The organism is Sporosarcina luteola, assembly GCF_023715245.1.
Classification (GTDB): Bacteria; Bacillota; Bacilli; order Bacillales_A; family Planococcaceae; genus Sporosarcina; species Sporosarcina luteola_C.
On sequence record NZ_JAMBNV010000017.1, the window covers coordinates 1 to 478 of the forward strand.

General features: G+C 60.3%; 1 protein-coding gene. It reads left to right on the forward strand.

All coding sequences use genetic code 11. The features are described 5' to 3' along the window. Window positions 1-463 (forward strand): ankyrin repeat domain-containing protein (locus tag M3152_RS17790; RefSeq protein ID WP_251697179.1); only part of this gene is annotated, 463 nt, incomplete at its 5' end. Window positions 464-478 lie beyond the last annotated feature (15 nt).

Genomic DNA, 478 nt, shown 5'->3' on the forward strand with positions numbered 1-478 from the left:
TGCCAATCACGTCGATGTCGCCCGTGCGCTCATTGATGCTGGCGCCGACGTCAATGCCAAGGATGCCATCAAGGACAGCCCCTATCTTTATGCGGGCGCACGCGGACACCTCGAAATTCTCAAGATGACGCTTGCGCACGGTGCTGACCTGAAGAGCACCAATCGCTATGGCGGAACCGCACTCATTCCCGCCTCCGAACGCGGACATGTCGAAACGGTACGCACGCTGATCGAGGCTGGCGTCAAGGTCGATCACGTCAACAATCTTGGCTGGACGGCACTCCTCGAAGCCATCATGCTCGGCGACGGCGGCCAGCGTCATATCGATATTGTGAAGCTCCTCATAGATGCCGGGGCCGACGTCAATCTGGCAGATAATGACGGCGTCACGCCGCTTCAGCATGCCCGCAGCCGCGGCTATGCGCCGATGGTGGCCCTGCTGGAGAAGGCTGGCGCGAAATGAGCAGCGACAGCACAT